The 24,864-nt window shown below is 42.2% G+C and carries 23 protein-coding genes; 6 read left to right on the top strand and 17 right to left on the bottom strand.

Going from position 1 to position 24,864, the window contains the following annotated elements:
• Positions 1-45 precede the first annotated feature (45 nt).
• The 10 genes from ODU34_RS06075 to ligA form a co-directional block, all read right to left on the bottom strand.
• Entirely contained in the window at positions 46-462 is a 417-nt protein-coding gene (locus tag ODU34_RS06075) for a F0F1 ATP synthase subunit epsilon (protein ID WP_002936007.1), read from the bottom strand.
• Between the two features lie 9 nt (positions 463-471).
• Positions 472-1,878 carry a F0F1 ATP synthase subunit beta gene (atpD, locus tag ODU34_RS06070; protein WP_024407431.1) on the bottom strand — a complete coding sequence of 469 codons (1,407 nt, stop codon included), beginning with the start codon at positions 1,876-1,878 and terminating at the stop codon, positions 472-474.
• A 19-nt stretch (positions 1,879-1,897) separates the two neighbouring features.
• Positions 1,898-2,776, bottom strand: a complete 879-nt coding sequence (locus ODU34_RS06065; protein WP_002936012.1) for a F0F1 ATP synthase subunit gamma — start codon at positions 2,774-2,776, stop codon at positions 1,898-1,900.
• Between the two features lie 11 nt (positions 2,777-2,787).
• Complete coding sequence (gene atpA, locus ODU34_RS06060; RefSeq protein WP_044761584.1) at positions 2,788-4,308, bottom strand: F0F1 ATP synthase subunit alpha; 1,521 nt, start codon at positions 4,306-4,308, stop codon at positions 2,788-2,790.
• A gap of 3 nt (positions 4,309-4,311) precedes the next feature.
• Positions 4,312-4,845, bottom strand: a complete 534-nt coding sequence (locus ODU34_RS06055) for a F0F1 ATP synthase subunit delta (protein ID WP_024400742.1) — start codon at positions 4,843-4,845, stop codon at positions 4,312-4,314.
• Positions 4,846-5,352, bottom strand: coding sequence for a F0F1 ATP synthase subunit B (atpF, locus tag ODU34_RS06050; RefSeq protein WP_024407434.1), 507 nt, complete (start codon positions 5,350-5,352; stop codon positions 4,846-4,848). It abuts the gene before it with no gap.
• 17 nt (positions 5,353-5,369) lie between these two features.
• A complete protein-coding gene (gene atpB / locus ODU34_RS06045) occupies positions 5,370-6,086 on the bottom strand; it encodes a F0F1 ATP synthase subunit A (RefSeq protein WP_136646947.1) in 717 nt (238 codons plus the stop codon).
• Between the two features lie 36 nt (positions 6,087-6,122).
• Positions 6,123-6,323, bottom strand: coding sequence for a F0F1 ATP synthase subunit C (locus ODU34_RS06040; protein WP_105106247.1), 201 nt, complete (start codon positions 6,321-6,323; stop codon positions 6,123-6,125).
• A gap of 136 nt (positions 6,324-6,459) precedes the next feature.
• Positions 6,460-7,503, bottom strand: coding sequence for a diacylglycerol kinase family lipid kinase (locus ODU34_RS06035; RefSeq protein ID WP_136646948.1), 1,044 nt, complete (start codon positions 7,501-7,503; stop codon positions 6,460-6,462).
• A gap of 10 nt (positions 7,504-7,513) precedes the next feature.
• Positions 7,514-9,472 carry an NAD-dependent DNA ligase LigA gene (gene ligA / locus ODU34_RS06030; protein ID WP_136646949.1) on the bottom strand — a complete coding sequence of 653 codons (1,959 nt, stop codon included), beginning with the start codon at positions 9,470-9,472 and terminating at the stop codon, positions 7,514-7,516.
• A 122-nt stretch (positions 9,473-9,594) separates the two neighbouring features.
• On the opposite strand from ligA, the gene ODU34_RS06025 reads away from it, so the two are divergent.
• From ODU34_RS06025 to ODU34_RS06005, 5 genes are all read left to right on the top strand, one after another.
• Positions 9,595-9,741 carry an SPJ_0845 family protein gene (locus ODU34_RS06025; protein ID WP_002936026.1) on the top strand — a complete coding sequence of 49 codons (147 nt, stop codon included), beginning with the start codon at positions 9,595-9,597 and terminating at the stop codon, positions 9,739-9,741.
• 1 nt (position 9,742) lies between these two features.
• Entirely contained in the window at positions 9,743-10,648 is a 906-nt protein-coding gene (locus ODU34_RS06020) for a permease (protein WP_136646950.1), read from the top strand.
• On the top strand, positions 10,645-11,460 hold the full coding sequence (locus ODU34_RS06015) for a TIGR03943 family putative permease subunit (RefSeq protein ID WP_136646951.1): 816 nt from the start codon (positions 10,645-10,647) through the stop codon (positions 11,458-11,460). Before ODU34_RS06020 ends, ODU34_RS06015 begins: the two co-directional genes overlap by 4 nt.
• Before the next feature lie 78 nt (positions 11,461-11,538).
• Positions 11,539-13,026, top strand: coding sequence for a glucose-6-phosphate dehydrogenase (zwf, locus tag ODU34_RS06010; protein ID WP_044668739.1), 1,488 nt, complete (start codon positions 11,539-11,541; stop codon positions 13,024-13,026).
• A gap of 43 nt (positions 13,027-13,069) precedes the next feature.
• On the top strand, positions 13,070-13,744 hold the full coding sequence (locus ODU34_RS06005; RefSeq protein ID WP_136646952.1) for a DNA alkylation repair protein: 675 nt from the start codon (positions 13,070-13,072) through the stop codon (positions 13,742-13,744).
• 42 nt (positions 13,745-13,786) lie between these two features.
• On the opposite strand, the gene ftsY is transcribed toward ODU34_RS06005, so the two are convergent.
• From ftsY to rnc, 5 genes are read right to left on the bottom strand one after another with little or no spacing between them, the layout of a single operon-like run.
• A complete protein-coding gene (gene ftsY / locus ODU34_RS06000) occupies positions 13,787-15,061 on the bottom strand; it encodes a signal recognition particle-docking protein FtsY (RefSeq protein WP_398578415.1) in 1,275 nt (424 codons plus the stop codon).
• A gap of 1 nt (position 15,062) precedes the next feature.
• Positions 15,063-15,875, bottom strand: coding sequence for a Cof-type HAD-IIB family hydrolase (locus tag ODU34_RS05995; protein WP_398578414.1), 813 nt, complete (start codon positions 15,873-15,875; stop codon positions 15,063-15,065).
• Positions 15,865-16,674 (bottom strand): Cof-type HAD-IIB family hydrolase, encoded by an 810-nt coding sequence (locus ODU34_RS05990; protein WP_398578413.1) that lies wholly within the window; start codon positions 16,672-16,674, stop codon positions 15,865-15,867. Before ODU34_RS05990 ends, ODU34_RS05995 begins: the two co-directional genes overlap by 11 nt.
• Positions 16,671-20,204, bottom strand: a complete 3,534-nt coding sequence (gene smc, locus ODU34_RS05985) for a chromosome segregation protein SMC (protein WP_398578412.1) — start codon at positions 20,202-20,204, stop codon at positions 16,671-16,673. Before smc ends, ODU34_RS05990 begins: the two co-directional genes overlap by 4 nt.
• Positions 20,205-20,206: 2 nt before the next feature.
• On the bottom strand, positions 20,207-20,893 hold the full coding sequence (rnc, locus tag ODU34_RS05980) for a ribonuclease III (RefSeq protein WP_012028264.1): 687 nt from the start codon (positions 20,891-20,893) through the stop codon (positions 20,207-20,209).
• A 188-nt stretch (positions 20,894-21,081) separates the two neighbouring features.
• Between rnc and ODU34_RS05975 the strand changes: the two genes are divergently transcribed.
• Positions 21,082-21,582 carry an acyltransferase family protein gene (locus ODU34_RS05975; protein ID WP_398578411.1) on the top strand — a complete coding sequence of 167 codons (501 nt, stop codon included), beginning with the start codon at positions 21,082-21,084 and terminating at the stop codon, positions 21,580-21,582.
• Positions 21,583-22,264: 682 nt separating this feature from the next.
• On the opposite strand, the gene ODU34_RS05970 is transcribed toward ODU34_RS05975, so the two are convergent.
• Both ODU34_RS05970 and ODU34_RS05965 read right to left on the bottom strand, forming a co-directional pair.
• Entirely contained in the window at positions 22,265-23,305 is a 1,041-nt protein-coding gene (locus tag ODU34_RS05970) for a helix-turn-helix transcriptional regulator (RefSeq protein WP_136671350.1), read from the bottom strand.
• Positions 23,306-23,315: 10 nt separating this feature from the next.
• Complete coding sequence (locus tag ODU34_RS05965) at positions 23,316-24,584, bottom strand: MFS transporter (RefSeq protein ID WP_398578410.1); 1,269 nt, start codon at positions 24,582-24,584, stop codon at positions 23,316-23,318.
• Positions 24,585-24,864: the final 280 nt, after the last annotated feature.

Below are 24,864 nucleotides of genomic sequence, written 5' to 3'. Positions count from 1 at the left end.
ATGAAATTAAAAAATGGAACTGAACCAAGTTCAATCCCATATAGATTAATGTTTCCCAACACGGATACGATTTATCGCACGTTGGAGGGCGACTGTTGCACGCATCTCCATATCAATATTACGAGCAGTCTGTGCTTCTTCCAATTCACGTTCCGCGCGCAATTTGGCACGTTCCGCACGACTAATATCAATATCCCGTTCCCGCTCAGCGGAATCAGAAATGACCGTAATAATATCCTTGTTGACTTCAATGATTCCACCATTGACCGCAATCCAGTCTACATGGTTTTCATCATCAACACGACGTACTTTCATTTCACCGATTTCCAAAACTGCAATCAGTTCTTCATGTCCAGAATAGACACCCATCTCACCATCAACCGTTTTGACCAAAACAAATGCTGCATGATGGTCATATTTGATACCGTCTGGTGTTACGATTTGTACAGTCATTTGTCCCATAAGCCACCTCTAGAATTTCATTTTAGCAGCTTTAGCGACCACATCCTCAATTGAACCAACATTTCGGAAGGCATCTTCTGGTAGATGGTCGTGTTTGCCGTCCAAGATTTCCTTAAAGCCTTTCACCGTTTCAGCTACTGGCACATAAGAACCCGGCATTCCTGTAAATTGCTCCGCAACATTGAAGTTTTGAGAGAGGAAGAATTGGATACGACGAGCGCGACCAACCAAGGTCTTCTCTTCATCTGACAATTCATCCATACCGAGAATGGCAATAATATCTTGCAATTCTTGGTAACGTTGAAGAACACGTTTTACTTCCATAGCCACTGCATAGTGCTCTTCACCAACGATTTGTGGAGAAAGCGCACGAGATGATGATGCCAATGGATCCACCGCAGGGTAGATACCAAGCTGAGTCAACTTACGTTCCAAGTTGGTTGTTGAATCCAAGTGAGCGAAAGCTGTCGCTGGAGCTGGGTCTGTATAGTCATCCGCAGGTACGTAAATAGCCTGAATAGATGTAACTGAACCCTTCTTGGTTGAGGTAATACGCTCCTGCAATTGTCCCATCTCAGTTGCAAGTGTTGGCTGATAACCAACGGCTGATGGCATACGGCCCAAGAGGGCAGACACTTCTGAACCAGCCTGAGTGAAACGGAAGATATTGTCGATGAACAGAAGAACATCCTGCCCTTCCACATCACGGAAGTATTCCGCAATGGTCAAACCAGTAAGAGCAACACGCATACGGGCTCCTGGTGGCTCATTCATCTGACCAAATACCATGGCCGTTTTTTCAATAACACCTGATTCTTTCATTTCCCAGTAAAGATCGTTCCCTTCACGGGTACGCTCGCCAACTCCGGTAAACACAGAGATACCACCGTGTTCTTGGGCAATATTGTGAATCAATTCTTGGATAAGAACGGTTTTACCAACACCGGCACCACCGAAGAGACCAACCTTACCACCTTTTAGATAAGGTGCTAGGAGGTCGATAACCTTAATCCCTGTTTCCAAAATTTCGCTTGAAGTAGATAATTCGTCAAAAGCTGGCGCTTTCTTATGGATAGGCTCACGTTCAAAATCTGCCGGAAAAGACTCTTCAAGGTCAATGGTATCTCCCAACACATTGAAGACACGACCCAGCGTTTCTTTACCGACTGGAACAGAGATGGGACGACCTGTATCGAGAACTTCCATCCCACGTGTCAATCCATCCGTTGATTCCATGGCAATGGTCCGTACAACGCCATCACCAAGTTCCAAAGCCACTTCAAGCACGACTTTTTGTTTGGAATCATCATTTTTATATACAACGAGTGCGTTGTTAATCTCAGGAAGTTTATCTTCTGCTGCAAACGCAACGTCTACAACTGGTCCGACAACCTGAGTAATTTTGCCTGAACTCATTCTATTTCCTCTATTTCTATTACTCAAGGGCTGAGGCACCAGCTACAATCTCAGTAATTTCCTGAGTAATCGCTGCCTGACGAGCCCTATTGTATTGGATTGTCAAATCGTTAATGACATTCTTAGCATTATCCGTCGCTGTCTGCATGGCTGTCATACCTGCTGCATTTTCAGCAGTTTTAGCATCCAAAATCGCTCCATAAATAGTTGATTCTGCATATTGAGTCAAGAGTTGTTCCAAAATAACCTCACGGTTTGGTTCCAACTCAAAGGTAGCTGTATAACCATCTGCTTCATTGTGGTCCAAATCTTCTACAGGAAGCATCTGTTGTACACGCACCTGACTGGTCAAACTATTGACATGGTGGTTATAACAAACATACAACTCATCAAAGAGTTCATTCTTGTACATCTCAACAGACTTAGAAATGATTTTTTGAACCTCTTCAAAGCTTGGGTTATCTGCTAAACCGCGCAATTCAAAGACAGGATTGATACCACGAGCACGGAAAAAATCTGCTCCCATACTACCAATAGCAATAATCTCATACTCATCTTTCGAGTCATGGTCCTGTTCAATCATCCCCATCACAGCCTTCAAAATACTGGAATTATATGAACCTTTTAGTCCACTGTCAGAGGTAATGACAATATAACCAGATTTTTGAACTGGACGGCGAATCAGCATTGGATTGCTTGTATCTGAAGCCATCAATTCTCCACGCAAGAGATCCGTTGTAATCTGACGAACCTTACTAGCGTAGATCTGAAAGGATTGCGCTAATTGCTCTGATTTGGCTAATTTAGAAGCCGAAACCATCTGCATGGCACCGGTGATTTGACTGGTTTTCTTAGTTGATGCAATTTTTGACTTGATTTCATTGAGAGAACCTGCCATTATTCACTCCTTTACTTAAAGACAGACTGGTCTTTGAAAGCTTGAATTGCAGCGTTCAACTCATCTGTATCAGGTAGATCTTTGGTTGTACGAATGACATCCAAAAGATTATCATAATGCAAATCAAAATAAGCATACAACTCTTCTTCAAATGCCAAGATATCATCAATCGGCACTGAGTCAAGATAGCCATTTGTCAAAGCATACAAAATCAAAACTTGTTTTTCAACTGGAAGTGGCTTATGCAATGGCTGTTTCAAGACTTCCACAGTTCGACGACCGCGGTTGAGTTTTGCCTGAGTTGCCGCATCCAAATCTGAACCGAACTGCGTAAAGGCCTCTAATTCACGATAAGAAGCTAAGTCGATACGAAGGGTACCTGCAACCTTTTTCATGGCCTTAATCTGTGCAGAACCACCTACACGTGATACAGAAGAACCCGCATCAATGGCTGGACGGATACCAGAGTTGAATAAATCGTCCTTCAAGAAGATTTGTCCATCCGTGATTGAAATCACGTTGGTAGCGATGTAAGCTGAAATATCTCCCGCTTGTGTTTCGATAAATGGTAGAGCTGTAATAGAGCCACCGCCCAATTCATCTGAAACCTTTGCTGAACGCTCTAGCAAACGACTGTGCAAGTAGAATACATCCCCTGGATAGGCTTCACGACCCGGAGGACGACGAAGCAAAAGGGACAATTCACGGTAAGCTACCGCTTGTTTTGACAAATCATCGTAAACAATCAAGACGTGTTTGCCTTCGTACATGAACTCTTCTGCCATTGCAACACCAGCATAAGGAGCCAAGAAAAGCAATGGAGACGGTTGTGAAGCAGATGCAGTTACTACGATTGTGTAATCCAAAGCACCGTATTGACGAAGCGTTTCAACCTGAGTACGAACAGTTGACTCTTTCTGACCGATAGCCACATAGATACAAATCATGTCTTGGCCTTTTTGGTTGAGAATAGCATCAATAGCTACAGATGTCTTCCCTGTCTGACGGTCACCGATAATCAATTCACGCTGACCACGACCAATCGGAACCAAAGCGTCAATCGCCTTAAGACCAGTTTGAAGCGGTTCATTAACCGACTTACGTTGCATAACACCTGGTGCTGGATATTCAATCGGACGAGTCTTACTAGTACGAATTTCACCAAGACCATCCACAGGTTGACCAAGTGGGTTGATGACACGACCAATCAAAGCCGAACCAACTGGTACTTCCATAATTTTACCAGTACGACGAACAACTGACCCTTCACGAATATCGGTAAATTGTCCGAGAATAATGATACCAACATCGTTGGTTTCTAAGTTTTGTGCCATACCAATGGTGCCATTTTCAAATACCAAAAGCTCTCCACTCATGGCATTGTCAAGACCTTGCGCACGGGCGATACCGTCACCGATATAGGTTACGACACCAGTCTCTGTGTAGTCAAAGTCAGGCTGAAAGCCTTCAATTTGTTGTTTTAGTAAAGCGCTAATTTCTTGTGCATTAATCAAAAGAACACCACTTTCTATTTTCTAAAGTTTTTTTCTAACGTCCTTCAACTGTGTCCGAACGCTTGCATCGATTACCTTATGGTTAACCGTTACAATAAAACCACCGAGGAGACTTTGATCAAGTTCTTCCGTGATATTGCGTACACGCAAGGAAAATCGTTGTTCTACCAAGTGACGGAGACGCTCTTTTTGAGCTTCTGTCAACGGATAGACCGAAACCACACGGGCTTCAAATTCATTTTTAAATTTACTGATTTGTAATTGGACACGCTCAAGGGTTTCAAGAAGCAAGTCTGCATGACCATCACGAATAACATCTTCAATCAAGTCATTGATTTGCCAGAAACTAGATTGACGTACCGTCCTTACAAAGTCAGCCTTTTCTTCTCTCGACACTGTTGCTGACAGCAAGAGTCGATTCAGCTTACTATCATGAATGATGGAAATCAAGTCAGAAATCTGGTCATACATATCCCAAATATCTGCATGATCACTGACTTTTTCAACAAATGATAGAGCATATTTTTGCACGATGGCATTTTCTCTAGCGTTCATCTACTTGTCTCCTAGTTTGTCCAAATAACGGTCAATCAAGTTACTATGAGCTTGTTGGTCCAAATCTTCCAAAATAATTTTGCTTGCAAGATCAACTGCCAATTCAGCAACTTGAACACGCAAGTTTTCTTGTGCTTCACGTTTTTCAGCTTCAATTTCCAATTGAGCTTTTTGCTTCAATCCTTGAATTTCAACGTCTGCTTGCTCAAGAATACGTTTTTTCTCTAGTTTTGCGCGTTCAACCGCGTCTTGAATAATCTTTTGACTTTCAATACGTCCCTGTACCAACTCATCTTCACGTTGTTGAACAAGGTTCGCTGCTGCTGTTAGTTTTTCTTCTGCAGCATCAATATCGTTCGCAATCTTATTGGCACGTTCTTCAAAAATACCTGTAATTTTATCCCATGCAAAAACACGAATAAGAATAATAAGTATTGCAAATGAGGCTGTTACCAAGATAAAGTTTCCAAGAATGGTACTAGATTGCATTGTAATAGTTGTTGCCATAGTTGTCTTTCCCTTTCCTATTCACTCTCACCACTAATTTTTTTATTTAAGTACATAGATACCAACATGATAAATACATATCCCTGCAAGCATGAAATGAATACAGAAAATGCTGTCCAAACAACGTTTAGAGCAAAGGCAATTGGATATGCAAGTGCACTTTGTTGAGATAATTGTAGAAGAAGAGAGACAAGCACTTCACCAGCATAAATATTACCGTACAGACGAAGAGCAAGCGACACAAGGTTGGTCACTTCTTCCAAAATGTTCATTGGAGCCATAGCCCAGGGTGTCACAAAAGATTTGAGGTACGCCTTGAAACCGCGACGACGAATACCTTCAACATGACAAAATATTGTTGCAATTGTTGCCAAACCGAAATCGTAAGCCATATTGGCCGTTGGAGAAGTCCACAAATTATGTCCTTCTGCTGTTTCCAATTTGGTCATCAAACCTAGATTATTGGCAACCAAAAGAAAAGTAAAGACTGTAAAGAAGAACAAGGAATACCGCTTTGCTTCCGCATCGCCAAGATTCCCTTTTGTAAAATTGATGGTCAATTCGTAAACGTACTCCAAAACATTCTGTTTCCCTTTTGGCTTGAGCTCCATCCGACGACTAGCCCAAAAAACAAGTAAGAAAATAATGGAAATGGTAATGACAGAAACCAATACCATGGTCAGGTCAAAGGTTACGGGACCAAGGGTAAGGGTTGGACTTAAATGTTCTTCCAATGGAGGTTCCCCCCTTTTCTATTTCTCTATTTTCTACTAATTCAAGACAAATGTCATAGCCAAGGTTACGAAGAAAGTTCCCTCGATAAAGGCAACACCCAAAAATACACCAGCCATCAATTTACTTTGCATTTCTGGTTGACGTGCAGTCGAACTAAGGTATGAAGCCACCAACAGTCCCTCACCGATACTTACACCAAGACAGGCCAATCCAAGGGCCAATGCGCCTAAACTCATAACGAATTCTCCTTTTAAAATTTAATACCATGTAAGGATACTCCTAAAACATCTATTTGTCAAGAAAATACCGCCATTGTAAGCGTTTAATTCATTTTTACAAAATAAAAAGAAAAGACTGTTTCATCTTTTCTTCCTATTTAATAGCTTCATCGATATGGTCTGTTTCTTCAATGAATCGTTTGGCCATATCTTCTCGATTCATCTGATCAGTATCAAGAGTGATTGCATGGTCAGAAACCAGATCTGTATCTGCGAAAAACTCTATATGGTTTGATAGGTTGTACAGACGTACAGGGGCTTCCCCACCAAACTCTCCATCTAAATTGAGCAGTAGACGGTTATCTGGGTTCAGATTTTCGATGGATAGGCTCTTGGTTTTTATGTATTCAACTAGATCACTATCAATGTGTTTGCCACCGTCTAAGACTTGACGAATCAGATGCAGAATTTCAAATAAATTCCCTGTTTTAACCATCAATAAGGTAAAATTACCATCATCTAACTTAGCATCTGGAACGATCTGTTCAAACCCTCCAATTGAATTGGTTAAGGCAACAAAAATCATTGAAACCGAGCCTTCAAACACGCCCTCGTCATGCTCTACACGAACAGGTGTAAATTGTACTTGTGGCAGGAGTTCTGCTCCTTTTACCACATAGGCCAAATAGCCAAACATGGTCTTAAGTTGACTTGGAACACTGTAGGTCAATTCCGTAAGTGTACCTGCCGCAGCAATGTTGATAAAATAATGTTCTTGATAAAAACCATTTTTTTGATTTTTGGCTAAACCAATATCCATTAAAATGGTCTGCTGCTTACCAATAACCTTAGCTGCTTCTACAGGATTTCCCCTGGGCACTTTTAATGCACGCGCATAGTCATTGGTGGTGCCAGTCGGTATGATGGCCATCTGCGGACGTTTTTCAAGCGGAGCAATTCCATTGACGACTTCATTAATCGTTCCATCTCCACCAGCCGCAATAATCAAGTCAAAGCCTGCAAGTGCCGCACGTGTAGCCTCATTTTTTGCAGAGTCTTTCTCAGCAGTTGTTTGGAAAGCTGAAGTTTCATAACCGTAACCTTCCAAAATTTCCAATACTTCGGCTACATTTTTCTTCATGATTTCTTGACCTGAGGTCGGATTATATATTAGTCTAGCACGTTTTCTTTCTTCCATCGTTTTACCTTTACAAGCTCTCCAACCAAGCCTCATCTTTTATTTCGATACCTAGTTCCTGTGCTTTGGTCAATTTACTACCAGCATCTGTTCCAGCAACCACAAGATTAGTTTTTTTAGAAACTGATCCTGCTACATTTGCCCCTAAAGCTTCTAATTTGGCTTTGGCTTCGTTTCGTTTCATTCGCTCCAATTTACCAGTCAGTACAACTGTCATACCCGATAGCGCAGCATTTTCATCTACTACTTGTCCGAGATAGGTCAAGTTTACCTTAGCTTCCTTAAGTTCAGCTAAAAGTTGCTGCGCACCTTCACTAGCAAAAAAAGTTGTCAAGGACTTAGCAATAACCTGACCAAGACCTTCTAGCGAAGCAATTGCTTCTTGTTCAGCAAATGCTAAGGTTTCTAAATCGCCAAATTTTTCTACTAAAATCTTACTTGCCTTACTGCCGACATGGCGAATTCCTAGTCCAAACAGGAGGCGTTCTGCTGAGTTGCTCTTAGAAGTTTGAATGGCTTGATAGAGCTTGTCAGCCGATTTTTCTTTGAAACCTTCCAAGGTCAATAGGTCATCAACAGTTAATTTATAAATATCAGCAACATCGTGTACCAAACCTGCTCCAAAGAGTTTTTCAACGATTGAACTACCCAGTCCCGCAATGTTCATGGCATCCCGACTTGCAAAATGTTCCAACTTACTCATCAGCTGACTAGGACAAATAGGGTTGATACAGCGGAGGGCAACTTCATCCTCATAGTGTTGTAGGTCGCTCTGACAAGACGGACAATGACTAGGAATAGGCATGATTTCTTGCTCTTTTCGATATTTATCCACCACTTTCAGAACTGCTGGAATAATATCTCCCGCCTTATAAACAATGACCGTATCGCCAATACGAATATCTTTTTCGGCGATATAGTCTACGTTGTGCAAGGTCGCTCGACTGACAGTCGTTCCTGCCAGTTGAACAGGACTAAGGTTGGCAGTTGGTGTCACAACACCTGTCCGGCCAACAGTCCAATCAACCGATAAGATTTCTGCTTCTTTTTCCTCAGCTGGAAACTTGTAAGCTACTGCCCATCGTGGCGCTTTTACTGTAAATCCTAGTTCTTCTTGTATAGCTAAATCATTTACCTTGATGACAACACCATCTATCTCATAGGGTAAATCATCTCTACGCTCTGCTATTTTTTCAATAAAATCCCACGTGTCATCAATCGACTCCGCCAAGCAATATTCGTGGTTGGTCACAAATCCCAGAGCATCTAACTTGCGAAGCACATCGGACTGACTAGTCGCTTCAGATGGACTAGCCTCTTGGTAAAGGAATGTTGCAAGTCCACGCTGGGCCACGACACCTGTGTCTAATTGGCGAAGAGTTCCTGCCGCTGCGTTACGCGGATTAGCAAATTCAGCTTCACCAGCCTCCTGACGCTGTTTGTTAACACGGTCAAAGGAAGCCTTTGGCATATAACACTCACCTCGGACAGTGATGTCCACAGCTTCGGGTAGGGTTAAAGGAATATCAGCCACTCGTTTGAGATTTTCTGTGATATTTTCACCGACACTACCGTCACCACGTGTAGCACCCACGACTAAATTTCCCGCTTCATAGGTCAGGGAAATAGATAGACCATCAATCTTCAATTCACAGATATAAGTTGCTTGAGGAAATTCCTTGCGAACTCGCTGGTCAAAAGCTTCTAATTCTTCACGAGAAAAGGCATCCTGCAAACTAAAAAGAGGATAAACATGACTATATTTTTCAAATCCCTCTAGCACCTTTCCCCCGACTCGATGGGTAGGACTATCTGGTAAAATCAGTTCTGGATGAGCTGTTTCCAGTTCTACTAATTCACGATAAAGCGTATCATATTCTGCATCTGATACGCTAGGTTTGTCCAATTGATAATACTCTTTAGCGTATTGATTGAGCACGCTAACTAATTCTGATATTCTTGTTTTCATAAGAATATTATATCATGATTTGAAGGTGCGAACTATATTTGCGCTTCAATAAAAACAGATTCCTTTAGATAATTTTTAGTAAAAAATGTATAATGTGTATATAAAATTTTTGGAGGTGCCCCATGGCTGTAACCTATAAACGACAAGATGATTTAGAAAAGATGCTGGAAGAATTTGCTTCATTTGAAAAACTGGAAGAAATTGAGTATCCTGATCCAAAATCAAAAGAAAATTCCGAGAAAAACAACTTGAATCAGGATAAAAAATAATATGTTCGGTCTTGATCAATTACCTACCTCCGTCCTACAGGCAGGGGCTATTTTCTTGTCTATCATGATTGAAGCCTTGCCCTTTGTGTTGATTGGAGCATTGATTTCTGGCTTTATTGATGTGTTTATCACCCCTGAAAAAGTCCATAAACTCCTTCCCAAGAACAAGTTTCTTGCCATTCTATTTGGAACCTTTATCGGCTTCATTTTTCCGTCTTGCGAATGTGGTATTGTCCCTATTGTCAATCGGCTATTAGAGAAAAAAGTACCTAGTTATACTGCTGTTCCCTTTTTAGTAACGGCTCCTGTGATTAATCCCATCGTCCTTTTTGCAACCTTTACTGCTTTTGGCAATTCCTTACTTTTTGCCTTCTATAGAGCCCTAGGAGCCATCATTGTATCCCTAGTATTGGGAATCATTCTTGGTTTTTTCATAAAAGGACCAATTCTTAAAGAAAGCAAGTTTGACCATCACCAGCATGATTATTCAGATAAAACCAGCTGGCAAAAAGTTGGCTTCGCACTTATTCATGCTATTGATGAATTTTTTGATACGGGACGTTACCTAGTCTTTGGTTGTCTCTTTGCAAGTCTCGTACAAGTCTATATTCCAACTGCTGTCCTGACTACCATCGGTCACAGTCCATTAACAGCTATTTTACTGATGATGTTGCTGGCCTTTCTTCTTTCCCTATGTTCTGAAGCCGATGCCTTTATTGGTGCATCACTACTATCCAGCTTCGGATTTGCCCCAGTAATGGCTTTCTTAGTTATCGGACCCATGGTGGATGTTAAAAACTTGCTCATGATGAAACATTATTTCAAGGGGAAATTTATAGCCGGTTTTATCATTACTATTACTCTCGTTATTTTGGGATATAGTCTGATACTTGGAGGTGTAGTATGATTCGTTTTTTAATTCTTGCAGGTTACTTTGAAATGACCATGTATCTTTATGTCTCTGGAAAATTAGACCAATACATCAATCTGCACTATAGCTATCTAGCCTATCTATCCATGGTTTTATCTTTCATACTTGCCATCGTACAATTGTATGTCTGGGTAAAAGAAATTCGAATACATAGCCATTTAAAAAGCAAAATTGCCAAACTATCAAGCATTGGACTATTGCTCATTCCTCTTGCTATAGCCTGGCTCTTTCCCACGGTAAGCCTGGATTCAACAACTGTTGCTGCCAAGGGCTATCATTTCCCACTAGCAGCAGAAAACGATGCTAACACACAAAACCAAGAAGGGACGACTGTTCAGTATCTCAAGCCTGATACTTCTATTTATTTTACGAAATCTGCCTATCAAAACCAGATGCGTGAAATTGCTGATAAATACTTGGCTGAAGAAACCATTATCGTTACTAATGAAAACTATATGGAAGTGATGGAAGCAATCTACGACTATCCTACGGAATTTTCAGGAAAAACGATTGAAATGATTGGATTTGTCTACAATGACCCTGACAATAGCCAGCAATTTTTCCTTTTCCGCTTTGGTATTATTCACTGCATCGCTGATTCTGGGGTATATGGCTTACTCTCTACGGGGGCTACCACAGAATTTACTAACAATACTTGGGTAAAAGCCAGAGGAACAATCAAGATTTCCTACCACACATCGTTGAAACAAAATCTCCCAACACTTGAATTGCAATCGATGGTTCAGATTGAACAGCCAGATTCCCCGTATGTTTACCGTGTTTTCTAATAATTCCAATTCAAAAAGTGAATTTTCTGACAATTTATGCTATAATAGTGTCTATACTCAACAGATAGGAATGAAATTATGTCATCACATGTATTGTTTACAATTTTTGGTGCTAGTGGCGACCTTGCCAAACGCAAACTTTACCCATCTTTATTCCGCCTCTATAAGGCTGGGCACATCAAGGAAAACTTTGCAGTCATTGGTACAGCTCGCAGACCCTGGACCAAGGAATTTTTTGAGCAAACCGTCATTGAATCACTGGGTGATCTGCCTGACACACCACGTCAAGCTCATGAATTTGCTAGTCATTTCTACTACCAAAGCCACGATGTCAATGACACGGAACATTATGTAGCTCTTCGTAAATTACAGGACGACTTGTGTGAAAAATACGATACCCAGCACAACAAGGTCTTCTTCCTCTCTATGGCACCTGAATTTTTCGGAACCATTGCCAAACACCTCAAATCTGAGCAAATCGTTGATGGACAAGGTTTTGAACGCTTGATTATTGAAAAACCTTTCGGAACTAGCCTTGCTACAGCTACCAAACTCAATGATGAATTGGCAGCAGCCTTCAATGAAGACCAAATCTATCGTATCGACCATTACCTAGGCAAGGAAATGGTGCAAAATATCTTTGCGGTTCGCTTTGCCAATATCATTTTTGAGCATATTTGGAACCGCGATTACATTGATAACGTCCAAATTACATTTGCTGAAGCGATTGGTGTTGAGGATCGTGGGGGCTACTACGATCATTCTGGCGCCTTAAAAGACATGGTGCAAAACCATGCCCTTCAAGTTCTTTCCCTTCTAGCAATGGATAAGCCAGCCAGCTTTAAGGAGGAAGATGTCCGCGCTGAAAAAATCAAGGTCTTCCAACACCTTCGTCAGCCTTCTGATGAGGACCTCAAACGCAACTTTATCCGTGGTCAATATGCAGCAGGTTCCATCGACGGAAAAGACTACGTTAGCTACTTGGATGAACCAAATATTGCCGAAGCTTCTCAGACAGAAACCTTTGCAGGAGGTGTCTTCTTCGTTGATACTGACCGTTTCCGTGATGTCCCTTTCTTCTTCCGTACAGGTAAACGCCTGACAGAAAAGGGCACACGCGTGACCATCACCTTCAAGCATGCGGAAGATATTTTTGGTCAACCTTCTGAGGCCAATGTCTTGACCATTTTCATCCAACCAACTGAAGGCTTCATGCTCTCTATCAACGGTAAGGAAGTTGGTTCTCACTTTGCACTTACTCCTGCCAAACTCAACTTCCGCCACAATGCAACTGCTCTTGGAAATTCACCTGAAGCCTACGAAAAACTATTTTTCGATGTCCTAAATGGTGATTCTACTAACTTTAGCCATTGGGAAGAAGTTAAAGCAAGCTGGAGCTTGATTGACCGCATTGTTGATTTGTGGGCAAGCAACCAAGTCCCACTCCACACCTATCCAGCTGGAACTATGGGACCTGAGGCTGCCTTTGATTTGCTAGAAAGCTACGGTTGCAAGTGGGTTTGGACTCCAGACGTCTGGTATCGTGAACGTGGTTTGTTGAAATAAAAATATGAAAACTGGAGCAATCCAGTTTTTTTCGGAGATATTTATGACTGAATTAAACACTATTCTCACCCAACTTGAAGCAGCCAGCCATGCTGGCACCCTCAAGCGTTATGAAAAAATTGGCGAAACTAAGCCCTACTACGGCGTTCCGATGGGAGCTATTTCTGCTATCGCCAAGGCCTATAAAAATCGACTGGACTTGTTTGCTCCACTCTGGCAAACAGGTGTCCTTGAGGCACAATATTTAGCTATTCAAATTGTCAAAACAAAACCTGACCAGCTGACTTCTACTGCTTTAGAAACTTGCCTCAATGAACAAGTTTCGGTCAACGTCCTCGATAAGCTGGCTTCCATCATTCTTAGCAAACGCAAGGATAGCAAAGACTGGGAAGAATACTTACTCATCCAAGACCAAGCTATTTTTCAGCGACTTGGTTGGTTCCTTCGCGCCAAATACTTTGAGAAGAAAACGACCTCAAACCAAGAAATTGAAGAAACTCTAGACCATATTCGCCAGCATTTACAGAATGCAGAACCGCTTGTCCAATGGACCATGAACCAGTGCTTGGTGGAGATTGCCGTTGCCTATCCCGACTATCTAGAACAAGGCCTTGCAATCGGTCAGGATTTAGCTGTCTATGTGGACATGAAAGTACCAAAAGGCTGTACTTCTGCCTACGCACCCGAATGGATAGAAGCATTATTGCGGAAAAAATGAAAACACAAAAGTCGCTAGTTCATTGAACTAACGACTTTTTTTCTATACCAATCCTTCCAAGAGCCCACGCATGAACTCTTCGGATTTGAATTCTCCGATGTCATCAATTTTCTCACCGAAACCAATCAGCTTGACTGGAATATCCAGTTCCTGACGGATGGCAAGGACGACACCACCTTTTGCTGTACCGTCCAGTTTGGTCAAGACCAAGCCTGTCAATGGGGTAATTTTTGCAAATTCCTTGGCTTGACTGAGGGCATTTTGACCTGTGGAAGCATCCAATGCTAAGAGGGTTTCATGCGGTGCATCAGGCAGAGTCCGTTTAATGATGCGAACGATTTTTTCCAGCTCTGCCATGAGGTTTTCTTTATTTTGCAAACGACCTGCTGTGTCAATCATGAGAATATCCACGCCTTCTGCCACGGCACGTTTTACCCCATCAAAGACCACGCTGGCTGGGTCTGATTTTTCAGGTCCTGTGACCACAGGCACATCGACACGGCGCCCCCACTCGACCAGCTGGGCTACCGCACCCGCACGGAAGGTGTCCGCTGCGACCAACATGACCTTCTTACCAGCCTGCTTGTATTTGTAGGCCAACTTACCGATAGAGGTCGTCTTCCCAACGCCGTTGACACCGACAAAGAGCATGACCGTCAAATCATCCTGGAAATTGATCTGCTCGCTGAATTGACCATCTTTTTCGTAAATATCCACCAATTTTTCGATGATAACACGACGGAGTTCATCTGTCTTCTTGGCATTTTGTAGCTTGGCTTCATAGCGGAGCTCCTCTGTCAGAGTAGAAGCAACCTGCACACCTACGTCTGACAAAATCAGCATTTCTTCCAACTCTTCGAAAAATTCTTCATCAACCGAACGGAAATTGGCAAAGAATTCGTTGAGCCTTGCCCCAAAGCCTGTACGGGTCTTTTTCAAGGTCCGCTGGTACTTGTCCTGCTCACTTTCTTGCTCTACTGGAACAACTTCCTCAACAGGCTCTTCCTTGACCTTGGTTTGAATAGCAGGGTCAAAGCCTTGTTCCTGCGCTTCCTTCACTCGAGCCGCAGCGGCTTCTTTGGCTGCATAATATTGAGCCATCATGTCTAAGGTCCGTTGTTTCTGAGCTTCTTGCTCGGCAGTCAATTCAGACTCTACTACTTCAGACTGGATCTCTTCCATTTCTTGACTAGCTGACTCAACCTCAATAGTTACAGTATCTTCGCTAGAAGCCGACTGCTCCCTTTCCACTTCTTCAACAAGAGCGACTTGCTCCTCTTGTTTTTCTTGTCCAAATAATCGATCAAATAATCCCATACTAGTCCTCATTCAATACATAGTGCTCGATGGCCCAAGCAATGCCATCTTCATCATTGGTTTTTGGCAGGACAAGGTTGGCCGCAGACTTGATCTCATCAGTTGCATTAGCCATGGCAACTCCCAGACCAGCCCATTCAATCATGGAAAGATCATTTCCTTCATCGCCACAGGCCATAACTTCTGACTGATCAATCCCCAGATGTCCAATCAACTTAGCCAAACCATTTGCCTTGTGGGCACCTTTTGGACTCCATTCGAGCAAGATATCACGCGATTTGAAAATCTCGAAGCGCTCGTGAAGTTCTGCAGGAATTTTTGGAATTTGTCCATCTAGAAATGCTGCATCTACTGCTGAGACTGCCTTATTGTAGACAAAATCTTCTGGCATTTCCTCATCACTTGCCACAATTTTATTAAGCAATGGATTACAAGTTAGATAAAGTGATTCATGAGCTGATGGTAGCGAATAGACATCACCACCATAGAGAACATCCAGAGGCAGGTCCAAATCATTTGTCACACGACGGATGGTGCGCACATCTTCAATAGTGAAGCCAACCTTATCCAAAACCCGACCTGTATTTTCCTGGACTAGACCACCGTTAAATGTAATCGAATATTGATTCTCCCCTAGCAGATCTAGTTCTTCTAGAAAAGTACCGATAGCTTGTAAAGGACGCCCTGTTGTCAGAACTACATAAACTCCACGCTCACGCGCTGCCTGCAAGGCCTTTTTATTAGCTTCTGAAATCCGTTTATCTGATGTCAGAAGCGTTCCATCTAAATCTAATGCAATCAACTTAATTGCCATTTACTTCCTCCTCTAAATAGGCTAATACTGCTCCATCATTGCAATGACCAATCATCAAATCCGCCCGAGCTTTCACCTCCTCTCTTGCATTTTCTGTCGCAAGAGCCAGACCTGCAAAGTCAAACATATCCAAATCATTTTGATTATCACCAAATACCACTACATCCTGACGGGCAATTCCAAAATGAGCACAGAGATGACTCAATCCAACTGATTTATTTGAACCATTTGGAATTATATCAATATTGTCAAAACCAGTTGTCATGGCCGTTACACCTTCAAATGTATCATTTAACCATCGTCTGGCATCGTCCATTTCCTCAGGAGAAAATTTGGCATTGATTTTTATAATCTCTTCTCCAACTTCTTCAAATGTGTCTACCAATCGAAAATGTGCGTAATAATTCGTCATCGCTTCTAAAAACTGAGACTCAGCATTTTTTAATAAATAAAAGTTTTCGAGACCAGACAGCACCATGGACCGACTGCTACCAAAGGGACCTGCATCAATACCCGCGATAATCGGCAGATAGATTTCAGGACTAATTGGATCATCCATAAAGATAGTCTGCCCCTGATATTCAACGATTGAACCATTTTCTGCCACAAAACCGATTTCATCTACAAAATCTTCAAAAACAAGTTTCAGGCTTTGCATAGATCGCCCACTTGCTGCCACAAATAAATAACCTTTTTCTTTAAACTGATTCAGTATACGACGAAACCGGTCCTTATCAAAACTATGGTCTTCTCGTAAAAAGGTACCATCCATATCACTGGCGTAAATTTTGTTAATCATAATTTCTCCACATCTTTCAGCTTAACGGAAACAATCTTGGACACGCCAGATTCCTGCATGGTCACCCCATACATGGCATCCGCTGCCGCCATGGTCCCTTTACGGTGGGTCACGACGATAAACTGACTCTCCTTATCAAAACGGTTGAGGTAGTCACCAAAACGTTTGACATTCGCCTCATCCAAGGCTGCCTCCACCTCATCGAGAATTACAAAAGGAATGGTCTTAACACGGATAATGGAAAATAGCAGAGCGAGGGCCGAAAGGGCTTTTTCGCCACCTGACATAAGATTGAGAGATTGAATTTTCTTACCCGGAGGCTGAACTGAAATCTCCACACCCGCAGTCAATAGGTCACCTTCTGTCAAAATCAAATCCGCTGAACCACCGCCAAACATTTGTTTGAATGTCTGCTTAAAGCTTTCACGAATAGCTTCAAAAGTAACCTTGAAGCGCTCTTTGACTTCATCATCCATCTCATGGATAGTATCTAGTAGTAAATCACGTGCCGACAAAATATCTGTCCGTTGCTCATTGAGGAAGGTAAGGCGATTATTAACCTCATCATACTGCTCAATAGCATCCAAATTGACTGGCCCCAAAGCACGAATAGCTCTTTCTAGATCTTTGAGGCTTTGTTCAGCAACTGCAAGATTCTCAACTTTCTTGGCCTGAGACTGGGCAGCTTCAAAACTCAATTTAAAATGCTCAGTCAAATTACCAAGTAAAGTCCGTAATTTATCGCCCGCTTGCTCACAATCTGCCTCTAACTTAGCCTGCTTACGAATCAAATCATCATTCTTAGTCCGAGCTTGTTGCAATCTTTCTTCCAAGTCTTCAAACTGCCCATCAATATCTTCCAATTCAAACTTTAAGCGAATTAGAATCTGATTGGTCTGGTTTTGCTTATCAGATGCGGCCTGCAATTGTTCTTCAAGAATCTCAATACTAGTATCTTCAAGAGCTTCTAACTTCTGGTCAATCATATCCTCTAAAAGAGAAATTTCCTTATCTGCAACCACTTTTTCTTCTTGCAAGCGTCTCAGATCTGTCTGTTCAAAACGAAGTTGGCTAGTGAGTTCAGCCTGTTCCAAAGTTAGTTGACTCTTCTGAGTCTGTAGTTTCTGCAAGCTTTCTTGAATACTGTCGCGATTATCACGGACTTGATTGATTTGTTGATCCAAGGCTAGTTTTTTCTCATTCAAGGCTTGGACATTTACTTCTTCCTTAGCAGCAGCCTCTTCTAGCTCAGTCAAAATGGTCGGACTAACCTGACTCATTTGCAGGTCATACTGGGCTGATAGCTGAGCCAGTCTATTTTCTGCCTGATCCTGATGAATCCTTGCGCTCTGCTGGTTCAATCTAGCTTCTTCCCCCTCAGCCTTAATCGTTTCCAAGGCTTCTCTGGTCTGGTCTAAGCTAGTTTTCTTAGCTGCAACCAAGCTTTCTTGCTCCTGCAACTGGCTGGACAGCTCTGCTATTTCTCCTAAAAGAGCATCGAGTTCTGGTTTGATAAAGGTCGTGCTGTTATTTCGATTGCTACCACCAGCAAAGGCTCCACCAGGACGGATTTCCGCTCCATCCATGGTCACCATACGCACTTGAAACTTGGTTGCCCGCGCTGCCTGATTGGCATGGTCAATGGTATCAAAAATCGCGATAGTGCCTAGCAAATTTTGGAAAATCGCATCTAAATTTGGCTGATAAGTCACCAATTCACTTGCAAGCCCCAAAAATCCATCGGAAGATTCTAGTAAGGAGACTTGCTGTCCCGAAAGCTGACGTGGTTTGATAGTTGTCAGAGGTAAGAAGGTTGCCCGCCCTTGCCGTTTTTCTTTCAAAAATGCGATAGCTCGTTTAGCAGTCGCTTCATCTTCAACAATGACGTTTTGACTAGCACCACCAAGAGCAATTTCCAGGGCTGTCTGGTAGCGAGTATCGAAGGTCAGTTGTTCACTGACTGCCCCAATAATTCCTCCTAAGCTTGGTGCCGCCTGTAAGACAGCCTTAACCCCCGCGTAGAAATTGGAGTGATTTTTCAAGATAGCTTCTAAACTAGATTGGCGAGCCTGTTTGCCTTTCAACTGATCCAGCAAATCAAACAAGCGACCTTGCTCAGCCTGATAAGCAGTCTGGGCTTGATCTAATTCTGTTTTTTGGGTCTGATAGCTCTCAAGTAACTGGCGTAAAACGTGATCAGCTTCTTCTAAACTTTTCCGACTCTTATCAAGTACTTCTTGAGCTGTTTGTTTTTCCGTCTGCAGGCGTGCCAAATCTTCAGATTTACTCTCAGAAAGACTGATTTGATTGGCAATATCCTGCTGAATCTTGGTCAGACGGTTTGAAGCTTCTGCCTCTTCCTGCATCAGAGCAACATACTGTTCACGCAGATGATCTAAAACCTGATCAGGATCTTCTGAAAAGTAGGAAATTTCTTTGTCTACCGCAGCAATATCTTCTTTCAAGCTAGACAAGGAACTATCTAATTGCGCAAGTGTTTCTTGCTTTTGCTCAATCTGTTCTGTCAACTGCTCTCGTCTAGTCAACAAGTTTTCCAAACGCGCCTGCGCTTCTTGACGACTTGATTCGTTTTGACTAGATTCCAGTTTATGGACCTCAATTTTTCGCTCTAAATCACTGATTAACTTGGTCAAATCCAACAGAACTGCCTGTTCACGCTCCAATTGTTCTGACAGGCGGTGGCGCTTCTCTTTCAAGTTCTGATTTTCTTGCTCCAGCTCAGAACGCTGTTTGTAGTAGCTAGTCAATTCAGTTTTGACAGACTCTAGTTCGGCTTCTTTTTCCGATAACTTTTCCTTACCAAGCGACAACTGAGCCACCAAAACATCTAAGTATAATTCCTTACGTTGACCATCTAATTCTAGAAATTTCTTAGCAGTTTGTGCCTGTTTCTCCAATGGCTTGACCTGATTATCCAGTTCATAGATAATATCATCCAAGCGGTCCAAATTCCCTTGAGCCTGAGCCAGCTTACTTTCTGTTTCTTTCTTACGAGTCTTGTATTTTAAGACCCCTGCCGCCTCTTCAAAAATTGCACGGCGTTCCTCAGGTTTGGAATTAAAAATGGCCTCAACCCGCCCTTGAGAAATAATAGAGAAAGAATCCCGACCCAAGCCAGTATCCATGAAAAGGTCATGAATATCCCGTAAGCGAACCTTTTTCCCATCAATCAGGTACTCACTATCACCAGATCGATAAATGTGGCGTTCAACCTTAATTTCCTTAGCCTTATCCGCGATAAATCCGCTAGAATTATCCAAGGTCACCACTACCGAGGCATAGTTAAGAGCCTTACGGCTTTCCGTTCCTGCAAAGATAACATCGGGCATCTTACCTCCACGTAGGCTTTTAGCAGACGACTCTCCCAAGGCCCAACGTAGACTTTCTGTAATATTGGACTTACCAGAACCATTCGGCCCTACAACAGCAGTCACTCCACGGTCAAAGACGACTTTGGTCTTATCCGCAAAGGACTTAAAGCCCTGCATTTCAATTGATTTTAGATACATACCTATCCTCTAGCCTCCACAGCATTTTTGGCGGCGGCTTGTTCAGCTAATTTCTTAGAGCGACCACGACCACGACCAATCACACGCTGATCAGCAGATACCTCCACTTCAAAGGTCTTATCATGGGCAGGACCAGACTCAGCTATTACTTGATACGAAATAGCAATCTCACCATTGACCTGCAAAATTTCCTGCAAAGCAGTCTTATAGTCGGTCACGCGCTCAAAGTTTCCTTTTTCCAAGCGAGGAATCATGACCTTATGGATAAATTCCTCCACGGTCTTTTCACCCTTGTCCAATAGCAGAGCTCCTAAGAACGCCTCGAAAGCATCTCCTAAAATAGTATCGCGATTTCGCCCTCCAGACTTCTCTTCCCCCTTACCAAGACGAAGAAACCGATCAAAACCACAAGCACGTGAAAAACCAGCCAAAGACTCCTCACGTACAAAGGTCGAACGCAACTTGGACATCTCACCTTCGGGTCTATCAGGATATTTTTGATAGAGATATTTGGAAATCATCAACTGGAGAACAGCGTCTCCTAAAAATTCCAAGCGCTCATTATGTGAAATTTTTAGAAGGCGATGCTCATTGGCATAAGAAGTATGGGTAAAAGCCGTTTCTAATAAATTCAAATCCGAAAAATCAATCCCAAAATCAGCCAATAATTTTGCATGTAAATCTTTCATCTATATGCTCCTTTCTAACTTAAACGAAATAGATGGTTTACATTTACTCCGTCCTAACATTATACCATATTTTCCACTGGACTTCTCTTGTCAACTAAGTTTCAGCCAGCACCTCTCCACATCTTTTTGCAAACATTTACATATTCATCAGATTTCGATAAAATGAAAGAAAAAAGAAAAATATTAACATGCAAAATAAGACAAAACCACTCAATACATCCCTGCTCTCCCTCATCCAGTTCATCGGAGCTATTTTAGTCATCGCCCTCCATTGTCGCAGACTATTTGAAGCAGACCAGCTCCACTTTATCCAAAAATCCATCTTTAGCCGCATAGTCGTTCCCTACTTCATGGTCACAGCCAGCTTCTTCCTCCGACGCAACTACCCTAGCCTCTCCAAACAATACCTGATCCGCTACAGCAAGCAATACCTGACCTGGTCCATCCTCTACCTCCCCTTCTACCTCATCTACCTAACACTCCAAGAAATCCCCTTCCCCTACTATCCCCTCGCACTCCTAGTCGGACTAACCTACACCGGCACCAGCTACCAACTCTGGTACATGCCCGCCTTCTTGCTAGGTCTTGTCCTCGTTCATTTTTCCTTGGAGAAATGGGGCTGGCGCATCACAGCTTGTCTAGCCTGCCTTCTATATCTTCTAGGCTCAGTCGAAACCTACTCCTCCTAACTGGCAGAATCGATTTTCCTGACCGCATTTGACAGCTACAAAACCTTCTTTTTCACCAGCCGCAACGGCCTCTTCTACGCACCGATTTTTGTCCTGACAGGCTTTTATCTAGCCGACAAACTCAATCAACCCATTTTCCAATACAGACAAAAAAAACAAACTACTTGTCTGCATAGCTCTTTTAACTGTTGAGGCTACAATCATCTATCTCAATCAGGGCTACGATAAGAACTTTCTATTTAGCCTGATTCCATTCACAGCCTATCTAGTCGCCTGGACCCTGACCACAGACCTCTTCCGCCAAAAAAAATTCCAATTTCTCAAAGAATACGCCAGCTATTATTATTTTATCCATGTTATCCCAGTCGAAATCAGCTTTTTCTTCCTAGAAACTAGTGCCCTGACCAAAATACAGCAAGGTTGGTTAGTCTTCCTTATCACCATCATCACTTGCCAACTGCTCAGCTGGTTAATCATTAATACTCAATGAAAATCAAAAACAGACTAGCTCCAACAGTCTGGGAATAGACTGTTGGAGGTCGGAAATTAGACGAACTTGGTTCGTGACCGTAAGATGCGGATAGATCTGAAGTTCATCAAATCAAGTCAACAACGTCTGATTTTGATTTTCGAAGAGTATAAGCACAAAAGAACCTTGTAAGATCTAACTTACAAGGCTTTTTTACAAATCAAAATCCTCTTTCAACTTATCAATCACCTGTTGGAGTAAATCCCGATTGACACTGTATTTGACATTCTTGTCTTTGGCATTAAAGAGAAGCAGGTCGCCGTTAATCAGCTTTTGGGTGTGGAAGGATACCGCTGCCCCTGTAATAGCCAGACGTTCTGCAATATCCTTGCTCTTGGCATGGGGCTTGGTCAACTCCACCAAGACCTGATAACGCGTACTATCGCTGATAACCTTGAGAACCGTTGTCAAATCATCCAGATCCAGCTCGTCATTTGACAGCATAATCTGATCAATTCGACAGGAAGCCAAAAGAGCGACTTTCATAGTGTCAAACTGCTCATTGCCGTAATAGGCAAACCAATAATTCCAAGGACTGAGGACGAAGAATGGGGCATTTTCCACACCCAGAGTATCCAGGCTGGTCATGGCTAACTGCTTGGATTCTCGATAGAGTTTTTCAATATCAAACTCTTGCGCAAAGGCTTCACGCTCCGCTCTTGCCTGCTCAAAATAAGGTTGATAGATTGGAAGCATCTTATCCAAGAGATGGACAGACCGCTCAACAGTTTCCAAAGGATTGCGAATAGCCAGTGACCAGTACCACTTATCTGCTGGCTTTTTATCCATTTTTTCCAAAAGTTCCATGAGGCTGAGGTCCTTCTCGCGATGACCTTCATTTTCTGATGCCAACATGGTCCGCATGGTCTCTTCTACTTCTTCTTGAGACAGCTTTACAATCATTTGACAGGCTTCTTCAACCGTCTTTGGATCCTGCCCATCATTCAAGAGATAGAAATAAAGACTATGCAAAATGTTAAAGATATGCCCCCAAACAAAGACCTCGTTGACTTCCTGACGAAAATCGGCCAGTTTTTCCTCTATTTCATCTCGAATTTCCAAAGCATCTTTGAGAATGTCTTTTTCTTTCTGTGAAAAATCCGCCTCAATCGGTTCCTCACGTTCCGTGACAATTAAAGGAATAAAAAACTTTTCAACAATCTCGCTTCTATAATCTCGGTAATCTAATTTCATAGTTTTCTTTCTAAGTATTCACTAATGACTTTACAGGCTTAATCCCTGTAAGAACAGTATAGCCCAACAACCCTACAGAAAGCAAGAGGAAGATGAGAGAAATACTTGTCGCAGAAAGCACAGTCACCAGCAGAGCTACCAAGGCTTGACCAGCTACCATACCAATCTGGCAAAAACTATCAATTCCCCCTCCAACTGTTGCCAATTTATCTTCTGGCAATTCATTTAAGACCAAGGCATTCATTTTCGGATTAAAAACGCCCAAAGTCATAGCCGTCACAAAAAGAACTGTCAATACCACATAGATATTGTGGAGAAAGAATCCTAGGAAAAGTAAAACAGGCATAAGAGTCGAAAACTTGAGGAGGTTGACCAAGCTAACATTTTTGAAAAGAGCCATCCCTAGACTGGAACCAAGAATGCTCCCAACTGAGAAGAGAATGGAAATCAAAGCCACCGTTGTCCCCGCATTGGCGATAACAAAATCTGGAAACTCCTTCATATTAAGAATCGCTAATGGTGAGAGGGCGGTAAAAATCGCATTCAAGCTGGCAATGGTAATGATAGAAGCCTTTAGTACAGGAATATTTTGGATAACCTTATAAGATTCTTTTATACTTTGACGCATTCCCTTGATAATCCCAGCTTCAGTTTCTACTTGCTCGGCCTGCTGGATTGGATTTTCCTTCAATAGTTTAGCGATAGCAGGACGAATCACTAGCATAATAGCAAGACTAGCCAAGAAGGTCCCAGCGTTTAAGAAGGCAAGTTGTTGATAGGACATAAAACCAATCAGGATGGCTCCGCTGGCTTGAAAGGCAATTTGCAAGAGCGATTTGACTGTCATTTTGAAGGCCATGGCTGTTTCGCGATCCTCTGCTGCCACAACCCGCAGGCTGACAGGCAGATAAAGACCATTTTCATATTGACCTGCCAAATCAGACAGGAAATTGATGACACATACGACTGCTACAATCCAGAGGGCTGGGGCAAATCCCATTAGGAAGCCAACAAGGGCATACAGGCCGACACGAACCAGCAGGGTTGCAAGAATGGTATCCAATTTATTTTTCGTCTTATCTGCCCAAATCCCGATAAAGAGACCTGCCAAAATCGGCAAAGTTTCAGAAGCCGTAATCATAGCCAAGGCAAACTTGGTATCTGGTAGAAACAGGACATAGTTCATCAAAGCTAGATAGTAAAGCGTATCTCCAAAGTTGGAAATCAAGTCTGCCACAAAGCTAGATAGAAATAATTTATTGTTGACTAGTTTTTTCATAAACATCTCCTTAAACATAGATTAAATATTTGTTTAATATTATTTTACACTTTATTTTGATAAAGTCAATACTTAATTTTATAAAAATTAAATATTTTTTAAACGGTAAATTCTCAAAGTAAGTTCTAGTTCCCGTCCTTCCAGAAGTTACTCTGAGAAAACTGCATAACACCAACAGAATTTAGTCTCAGACTAAGTTCTGTTTTTGCCTAAAGCTGCAGATTCAAGGAATTTTTAGGGTTGAAAATGTTGAAAAAAAGAGTACACTAAAGTTACTGGC

The organism is Streptococcus sp. 2018WUSS126, from assembly GCF_044427425.1.
GTDB lineage: Bacteria > Bacillota > Bacilli > Lactobacillales > Streptococcaceae > Streptococcus > Streptococcus hashimotonensis.
Note: the sequence above shows the minus strand (reverse complement) of the source record. Positions and strands in the feature narration are given on the sequence as shown.